Here is a 7,919-nt window from a genome sequence, read left to right as displayed (position 1 = left end):
GGCCGGAGGATCGCGCCATCACGCCTAGCAAGACGGAAAACAATTCCGCTCGCCCGACTATTTCAGCACCCTGATAGATGCCGTGGCGAAACTGCTGAAACAGGTAAACCGAATGGTCCCTCCGACCTCCTGCTGCCTGACACTCACGGCCCGGAACCGACCTTCGCAACAGGCGGATGGTATGATCGGTCCATGGCCCAATGCTGATGCTTCGACGGCCATGGCCCTCCGACGGCTTTCTTCGGGACAGGCAGCCCCACGCACCATTACACCGACTTGTCGTCCAATAGAAGCTGGCGGGCGATCAGCTTCGCCTCATGCAAGTGCTCGGTCACGGCCGCGAGCGCAGCGTCGGGATCGCGGCCGATAATCGCCGTACAGATCGCCTGCATATGCGCAGGCCCCGGAATTTCCCGATTGTCACTGGTCAGGGTCAGGATACGCAGACGAGAGATACGGCCATTCAGCCTCTGCACGATTTCCCATGCGATGTTATGCTGAGCGCCCTCGAAGATCAGCGCATAGAATTTCGTTGCAGCCTTGAATAGCGCGCCCGGGGCCTGATCTTGCCCGGCGCTCTGCAGATCGGCCAAGGCCACTTTCAGCCGCCGTTCCAGATCCGGCGTCATGTTGCGTGCGCAAGCCATGGCGGCATCCGTCTCAAGCTTCAGACGGATGTCGTAAATCTGCTGTGCATCCTCCCAACTCATCTCCGCAACCATCGGCCCACGGTTCGGGACATGGGTCACCAGGCCCTCGGCATCGAGGTAGCGCAATGTCTCGCGCACCACCGTACGAGAGACGCCAAGTTGCTCGCACAGCACCCTTTCGACCAGGCGGTCGCCCGGCTTGAAGACCCCACCAATGATGGCGTCCCGGAGCCTCTCCAAGACAACATCCCGCAGCGTGGTCGGCTGCTGCTCAATTCTGCTTAGCACAATCTCTGACATGCGCACTGGATATCAGCCTCTGCTGCTCCCAACAAGATTGTTTGTACGATTGTATTACGGTATTCCATCTTACAGACAGACGATTCGTCATGGACTGGAGACCTGAATGCCTGCTGAAATCCGAAAGACCCTGCTGCACGTCGAAACGACACGGATCGAAGGCGGAAAGGCCGCGCCCGTGCCCCTGAAGATGATCGCCGCCGTGGCGGTGATCCGGAATCCATGGGCAGGTCAGGGTTTTGTCGAAGACCTGCGGCCTGCCATTCTCGATGCTGCGCCCGGCCTTGGCGCATTGCTGACGGAAATGGTGCTTGAGGCCGCCGGGGGCGGCGACAAGGTGGAAGGCTACGGCAAGGCGGCCATCGTCGGCGTCAACGGCGAGGTCGAGCACGCCTCTGGCCTGATCCACACCCTGCGTTTCGGCAACCACTACCGCGAAGCGGTCGGAGCCAAGTCCTACCTGGCCTTCACCAACACCCGTGGCCCGGCCAATGCATCGTTGCAAATTCCGCTGATGGACAAGAACGACGGCGGCCGGCGCAGCCACTACCTGACCATCCAGCTTTCGGTGGCAGATGCTCCCGGCCCCGACGAGATTGTCGTGGCCCTCGGCGCCTCCATCGGGGGCCGCCCGCATCACCGTATCGGCGACCGCTACCAGGACCTGAAGGAACTCGGGCATGACCTTGAAAACCCTGCCTCTGTCTGAGGACGGCACCCGGCTGTCCTACCGCGAGGCGGGAGAGGGCGCGCCGCTGGTCCTGATACATGGCGTTGGCATGCAGTCCGCCGCCTGGGCACCACAGTTTCCCGCCCTGTCGCGGCGCTGCCGAGTGCTGGCGCTGGACATGCCCGGCCATGGCGGCAGCAGCCCGCTGGCCGTCGATGCCGAACTGCCCGACTTCGTGGCCTGGCTGGACCGCGCGCTCGGCGCGCTGGGTCTCGGCCTGGTCAGCCTGGCCGGCCATTCGATGGGTGCCCTGATCGCCGGCGGCTATGCCGTCACCCACTCCGAAAAGGTCGCCCGCGTGGCCCTGCTGAACGGCGTCTTCCGGCGCAGTCCAGAGGCCCGTGCCGCCGTCGAGGCCCGTGCCGCCGAACTGCATGCAGGTGATGTCGATATCGCAGCACCACTGCTGCGCTGGTTCGGCGAGGATCGCGGTCACCTTACCGCCCGCGAAAGCGTCGCGGGCTGGCTGGCCGAGGTCTCACCCCGGGGCTATGCCACCGCCTACGGTGCCTTCTCCCGCGGCGACGACATCTATGCCGACCGCTTCGCCGCGATCCGCTGCCCGCTGCTTGCCCTGACCGGCGACCAAGATCCGAACTCGACCCCCGCCATGGCGCGCGCCATGGCCGATGCCACCCCAGAGGGGCGTGCGCTGGTCATCGAGGGGCACCGCCACATGGTGAATCTGACCGCCCCGGATCGCGTCAGCCAAGCACTGATCGACTGGATGGAAACCCCCAGTACCGTCGAGGTCACCTCATGAGCACACTGCCCGCCTTCCAGCTCTATATCGACGGCAGCTTCCGCGATGCCGCCGCCAGTTTCGACAGCCTCGACCCAGCGACCGGACAGCCCTGGGCGCGGATGCCCGAGGCCCGCGCCGCCGAGGTCAACGAGGCCGTCGCCGCCGCCCGCCGCGCCTTCCATGGTGCCGAATGGGCCGGGCTGACCGCCGGACAGCGCGGCAAGCTGCTGCTGCGCCTCGCCGATCTGATCGAACAGAACGCCTCCTGCCTGGCCGAGCTGGAAACCCGTGACACCGGCAAGATCATCCGCGAGACTGGCGCCCAGATCGCCTATGTCGCCGAGTATTACCGCTACTATGCTGGCCTTGCCGACAAGATCGAGGGGGCGCATCTTCCGATCGACAAGCCTGACATGGAGGTCTGGCTGCGCCGCGAGCCACTTGGCGTCGTGGCTGCTGTCGTGCCGTGGAACTCTCAGCTGTTCCTGTCGGCAGTGAAGATCGGGCCCGCCCTGGCCGCAGGATGCACCATGGTGTTGAAGGCCTCGGAAGATGGCCCAGCACCGATGCTGGAATTCGCCCGGATCTTCGATCAGGCAGGCTTCCCGGCTGGCGTGCTGAACGTGATCACCGGCTTCGGCCCCGATTGCGGCGCCATTCTTACCAGTCACCCCGACATTGACCACGTCGCCTTCACCGGCGGACCCGAGGCGGGGCGCCAAATCTTGCGCAACTCGGCCCAGAACCTGGCCTCGACTTCGCTTGAGCTGGGGGGCAAATCGCCCTTCATCGTCTTCGAAGATGCCGATCTGGACAGTGCCGTGAACGCTCAGATCTCGGGTATCTTCGCCGCCAGCGGTCAAAGTTGCGTCGCGGGCTCCCGGCTGCTCGTGCAGAACTCGATCCGCGCCGAACTCCTGGAACGGCTGCGCCATAAGGCCGAGAAGATTGTTATCGGCGACCCGGAGGACATGGCGACCGAGGTCGGACCGCTCTGCACCGCACGTCAGCGCGACAACGCCGCCGCGCTCTGCGACCGCTCGGTCGCGGCCGGGGCGACACTGGTCACGGGCGGCAAGCCGATCGACGGCACCGGCTACTACTTCCCGCCCACCGTCCTGGATTGCACCGAGGCCCCCGACGCCCCTTGCCTGACCGAGGAATTCTTCGCTCCTGTCCTGTCCGCACAGGGTTTCGACACCGAGTCCGACGCGCTTCGCCTGGCCAACGACACGGACTACGGCCTGGCTTCGGGCGTCTTCACGCGGGACCTGACGCGGGCGCACCGTATGATCCGCGGCATCCGCGCCGGGGTGGTCTGGGTGAACACCTACCGCGCTGTCAGCCCCATGGCCCCCTTTGGCGGGCACGGCCTGTCGGGACACGGCCGCGAGGGCGGGCTGGCTGCCGCGCTCGACTACACCAAAATCAAGACCGTCTGGCTGCGCACCAGCGACGCCCCCATCCCCGACCCCTTCGTGATGCGTTGAGCTTACCGAAGAAGTCTGACCGCTTGGAAAAGGAGATTACTGACCGGAAACACCCCCTTCCGAAACGAACAGAGTTCGCCAGAAGAATGAGAACCAGCTTCAAACCAACAGGAATATGACAATGATCCGAACTCCCCGTACCCTTGCCCTGGCCGTGCTGACCTCGATGGGCCTTGCCGCCGCCGCTGCCGCACAGGATTGCGAAACCACCATCGACGCCTCCCTGCTGACCGAGGAAGGCAAGTTGACCATGGCGGTCAGTCCGACCCTGCCGCCGATGGCCTACGCTGAATCCGACGGCACGCTGAAGGGTTTGCGCGTCGAACTAGGCGTCGAAGTCGCCAAGCGTCTCTGCCTTGAGCCCGACTTCATCTCGACCGAATACGCGACCATGGTGCCCGGCCTCCAGGGCGGTCGCTGGGACGTGATCGATGCCGGGCTCTTTGTCACTCCCGCCCGCCTCGAGATCATGTACATGATTCCTTACGAGAATCTCGCCATCTCGATCTCGACCGCGACGGGCGACGACTCGATCAAGACCGTCGAGGACTTGGCCGGCAAGCGCGTCAGCACCGACATCGGCGGCTACGCGGAAGCCAAGATGCGTGAGCTGAACAAGGACTTCGCCGAGAAGGGCCTTGAGCAGATCGACATCGCACTCTTCGACAACTATGCGACGGTCTATCAGGCACTACGCGCCGGTCAGGTCGAAGCGGCTGTCTCGATCGATCCGGTTGCCAAGCTCTACAGCGAAAGCGGCGAATTCGCCCATGCTCTGGCAGGCCTCTACGCCACGCCTGGCTCGCTGGCCTTCGGCAGCACCGACATCGCCGCCCCCGTGACCAAGGTCATGCAGGAGATGAACGCCGACGGCTGGCTGCCCGAGCTGATGGCGCGCTACGGCGTCGGACAGGCCGGTGACGGCAGCATTGAGCTGAAGGGCCCCGGCCTCTGATCGGCCGCCTCTGACACATGTGAATCGGCGCCGCTGCCTCTGCGGCGGCGTCTGCCCTCTCCGGCGCAGCAAGCGCATCAGCTCACGAGGAGACGATCGTGAAAGGTTGGAACTGGGACGGGTTCTTCGAGTACCTGACCAACACATACATTCTTGAGGGCGCAGCCGTGACGCTGGGTCTGACCATTGCATCAATGACCCTTGGCGTCGTCGCCGGCTGTGTCGTGGCGCTGATGAGGATGAGCCCCTTCCGGGTTCTCAGCAATATCGCCTACTTCTATACATGGCTGATCCGCGGCACGCCTCTGCTGGTGCAGCTGATCATCATCTACACGGGCCTGCCCCAGATCGGCATCAAGTTCAGCGTGCTCGAAGCCACCCTGATCGGCCTGGTGATGAACGAGGCCGCGTACCTCTCCGAAATCATCCGTTCAGGCATCAGCTCGGTCCCCAAGGGCCAGAGCAACGCCGCCCGTGCCGTCGGCATGACCGATGTGCAGATGATGCGCTACGTCATAGCCCCGCAGGCCGCCCGGATCATCATCCCGCCCCTCGGCAATTCGGTGAACGGCTGCCTCAAGACCACCTCCATCGCCTCCATCATCTCAATGGAAGAGCTGCTGCGCCGCACCCAGGTCCTGATCCAGGAGAAGTTCATGGTGCTGGAACTCTTCGTTGTCGCCGCCCTCTACTACCTGCTGATGACCACCGCCTGGGACCTGATCCAGCGCCGGATCGAACGGCACTTCGGTCGTGGCTACGACATCAAGGCCGATGCGGCCGAACAACGCTGAGGAGAGACCATGCAACCGATGATCGTTCTCGAAGATGTCGACAAATGGTACGGCAAGAATTTCCAGGTCCTCAAGTCCTGCTCGCTGACCGTCTCGCCCGGTGAGGTGGTGGTGATCTGCGGCCCCTCGGGCTCGGGCAAGTCCACACTGATCAAATGCGTCAACGGGCTAGAGCCGGTCCAGGGCGGTCGCATCTCTGTCAAGGACATGGAGGTGACCGGACCAAGGACCAATCTGCCCAAGCTGCGCTCTCATGTGGGGATGGTTTTCCAGCACTTTGACCTGTTCCCGCACATGACGGTGACGGAGAACATCTGCATCGGCCAGACCCGTGTTCTGGGCCGCACCCAGGCCGAGGCCGAAGCCAAGACCGCAGCCCTGCTGGAGCGCGTCGGCATGTCCGACCATGCCCGCAAGTACCCGATCCAGCTGTCAGGCGGCCAGCAGCAGCGTATCGCCATCGCCCGCGCCCTTGCCATGGATCCGATCGCCATGCTCTTCGACGAGCCCACTTCGGCCCTTGATCCCGAGATGATCACCGAGGTTCTGGACGTTATGGTCGAGCTGGCCAAGGAAGGCATGACCATGATGGTCGTGACCCACGAGATGGGCTTTGCCCGCAAGGTCGCCGACCGCGTCGTCTTCATGGATGGCGGCGAGGTGGTCGAGGACACCCCCAAGGACGAGTTCTTTGCCTCCCCCAAGAGCCAGCGCGCCGTCGAATTCCTCTCGAAGATCCTGGACCACTGACATGATGCGTATCCTGACAACCGGCGATGTCCGAATGGCCCCCGGCATCAGCGCCGAGGCCGGCCCCATCCTCGCCGACCTCGGCAGCAGGCGCCCGCTGGTGGTGGTCGACCCCGTCGTCCACCAGCTGGGTCTTGCGGACAAGATGCTGTCCGGGCTGCGCGACGCGGGCATGACGCCGCAGATATTCTCTGCCTTCTCGCCCGATCCGACCGATGCCGAAGCCATGGACGCGGTCCAGATCGCCCGCTCGGTCGACGCGGATTGCGTCGTGGGCATCGGTGGCGGCAGCGCTATGGATGTTGCCAAGGCCGTGGCACTGCTCAGCGTCCAGGCTGACAGCCTCCGCGCGCTCTCGGTGCCCCGCATCGTTGACCTGCCCGCGCTGCCTATCCTCTGCGTGCCGACCACCGCCGGCACAGGATCCGAGGTGACACGGGCGGCGGTGATCACCGACGCCACGACCCATGAAAAGCTGTTGCTGCTTGGTTCGTCGCTGCAACCGAAAGTGGCCCTTCTCGATGTCGAGCTGACGCTGAGCTGCCCCTACCGGGTCACGGTAGACAGCGGTCTCGATGCGCTCTCCCATGCGCTGGAAGCGCTGGTCAATCGCAATGCCACACCCTACTCCGACGGGCTGGCAACGCAGGCCATGCAGCTGATCGGCAAGAGCCTGGAAACTGCCGCCCGCGTCCCCGGGGATCATGCGGCGCGCTCCGACATGCTACTGGGTGCCTGCCTTGCCGGCATGGCCGTTTCGCATACCTCGACTGCGCTGATCCACGGCATGAGCCGTCCCATCGGGGCTGCTTTCCACGTGCCCCACGGCATGTCCAATGCAATGCTCATGCCACTGGTGACCGAGTGGTCCGCCGTGTCCGCTCCGCAAGCCTACGGCCGCGCTGCCAAGGCGATGGGTCTGGCCGAGGACCCGGCTGCGCTGATCGACGCGCTGAAAGTCCTAAACGCTCGCCTGGAAGTACCAAGCCTAGCGTCACTGGGGATTTCACAGGAAACCTTCAGAGCCGCCATCCCCGAAATGGCGCGTCAGGCAATCGCTTCTGGGACACCAGACAACAATCTCCGCCGAGCCGATGAAGCCCAAATTTCCGATCTCTACCTCAGATTCCTCAAGAATGACGCGATCTCCTGATAAAAAGTCTATGATCCATACGCACTGAATACCGGCCGCCTTCACACAGCACCTAGACCCTCAGCTCGGCTGCTTTTGCACGTTCAGTTTTAAACCACTGGTGAAGCAGTGAACCGCTGGCCAGGCGCCAACTGCTAGGGCGTGTTGACAAAAGAGATTCACACTGCGCGGCAAGCGTAATTCAAGCTGATATCTGCGATGGAGACCCGCTTGGCACGAGACCTGATGTCGAACGAGGAATGAACGTTCTTTGAGCGTTTCATCCGGACAGTCCGGATAGTGCCCCGCGGCGTGGTGTAGGAAGCCGCGAGCGTAGCTGATCGCGAGGCTGGCGGTCATCGTCGATCTTCGG

General features: G+C 63.7%; 9 protein-coding genes. 7 read left to right on the top strand and 2 right to left on the bottom strand.

The genetic code is table 11. The features are described 5' to 3' along the window. Positions 1–266: 266 nt before the first annotated feature. Positions 267–950: a GntR family transcriptional regulator gene (locus HC022_RS14630; RefSeq protein ID WP_040384827.1), complete on the bottom strand. Its 684-nt coding sequence runs from the start codon at positions 948–950 to the stop codon at positions 267–269. A 106-nt stretch (positions 951–1,056) separates the two neighbouring features. On the opposite strand from HC022_RS14630, the gene HC022_RS14625 reads away from it, so the two are divergent. From HC022_RS14625 to HC022_RS14595, 7 genes are all read left to right on the top strand, one after another. Beyond that, positions 1,057–1,659: an amino acid synthesis family protein gene (locus tag HC022_RS14625; RefSeq protein WP_008887413.1), complete on the top strand. Its 603-nt coding sequence runs from the start codon at positions 1,057–1,059 to the stop codon at positions 1,657–1,659. Further along, positions 1,631–2,443, top strand: coding sequence for an alpha/beta fold hydrolase (locus HC022_RS14620; RefSeq protein ID WP_167452937.1), 813 nt, complete (start codon positions 1,631–1,633; stop codon positions 2,441–2,443). The genes HC022_RS14625 and HC022_RS14620 overlap by 29 nt, the downstream gene beginning before the upstream one ends. Beyond that, positions 2,440–3,915 carry an aldehyde dehydrogenase gene (locus HC022_RS14615; RefSeq protein WP_217703998.1) on the top strand — a complete coding sequence of 492 codons (1,476 nt, stop codon included), beginning with the start codon at positions 2,440–2,442 and terminating at the stop codon, positions 3,913–3,915. The genes HC022_RS14620 and HC022_RS14615 overlap by 4 nt, the downstream gene beginning before the upstream one ends. Before the next feature lie 121 nt (positions 3,916–4,036). Further along, on the top strand, positions 4,037–4,870 hold the full coding sequence (locus HC022_RS14610; RefSeq protein WP_175583581.1) for a transporter substrate-binding domain-containing protein: 834 nt from the start codon (positions 4,037–4,039) through the stop codon (positions 4,868–4,870). A gap of 98 nt (positions 4,871–4,968) precedes the next feature. Further along, entirely contained in the window at positions 4,969–5,664 is a 696-nt protein-coding gene (locus HC022_RS14605; protein WP_008887375.1) for an amino acid ABC transporter permease, read from the top strand. Between the two features lie 18 nt (positions 5,665–5,682). Then, positions 5,683–6,414 carry an amino acid ABC transporter ATP-binding protein gene (locus HC022_RS14600; RefSeq protein WP_089964197.1) on the top strand — a complete coding sequence of 244 codons (732 nt, stop codon included), beginning with the start codon at positions 5,683–5,685 and terminating at the stop codon, positions 6,412–6,414. A gap of 1 nt (position 6,415) precedes the next feature. Further along, positions 6,416–7,567, top strand: coding sequence for an iron-containing alcohol dehydrogenase (locus HC022_RS14595; RefSeq protein WP_167452935.1), 1,152 nt, complete (start codon positions 6,416–6,418; stop codon positions 7,565–7,567). Positions 7,568–7,627: 60 nt separating this feature from the next. On the opposite strand, the gene HC022_RS28785 is transcribed toward HC022_RS14595, so the two are convergent. Further along, on the bottom strand, positions 7,628–7,919 hold a 292-nt coding region (locus HC022_RS28785), incomplete at its 5' end, for a hypothetical protein (RefSeq protein WP_217703996.1).

Origin of the sequence: Salipiger sp. HF18, assembly GCF_011806505.1 — a bacterium.
GTDB classification, from domain to species: domain Bacteria; phylum Pseudomonadota; class Alphaproteobacteria; order Rhodobacterales; family Rhodobacteraceae; genus Salipiger; species Salipiger thiooxidans.
Note: the sequence above shows the minus strand (reverse complement) of the source record. Positions and strands in the feature narration are given on the sequence as shown.